This window comes from Bacillus gaemokensis, from assembly GCF_001590835.1.
Lineage (GTDB): Bacteria > Bacillota > Bacilli > Bacillales > Bacillaceae_G > Bacillus_A > Bacillus_A gaemokensis.
Window position 1 is genome coordinate 3,768 of record NZ_LTAQ01000052.1, and the last position, 501, is coordinate 4,268.

At 40.6% G+C, this 501-nt stretch carries 1 protein-coding gene; it reads right to left on the reverse strand.

The annotated features are described in order from the left end of the window. Positions 1 to 68: 68 nt before the first annotated feature. On the reverse strand, positions 69 to 501 hold a 433-nt coding region (locus AZF08_RS23125; protein ID WP_153019579.1), incomplete at its 5' end, for a serine hydrolase.

Genomic DNA, 501 nt, shown 5'->3' on the forward strand with positions numbered 1-501 from the left:
TTTGAACCAGAAAGGTATATTTTTAACTATAAAAACTATGACAAAATTTATCCGTTTTTCCTTTTTGCCTACTTGCTAAATTCAGCAAGTAAAATATTTTTAAAAGGATTAGGACTGTCAGCTCTACCCAAACTGTTCAAACTGACGGCCAATGTATGCTTGCCTCCAAGTGTACCTCCAGCAAGAGTAACAAACCCTAGAAGGCCACCWGTGTGTCCCCATATCGAGACACCGTTTGGAAGCTTAGTTTCAAAGATTCCAAGACCATATCCATCCATTCCTTCTCTTCCTGTAGGAACTGTAGTAAGCATTTGCTTTAGTTGCTGTTTTTTCAGTAATTTGCCACCGAGCAAGTAAGAGAAGAATTTGTTTAAGTCGTCAGCAGTAGAAATCATATCTCCAGCCGAGCTACCTGCACTTGGGTTATAATAAGTAACGTCTTTTAGCTCACTYGCTCYGTCTGGTTGGACATATCCACGGGCATGCTTGGTGCCTGGAATA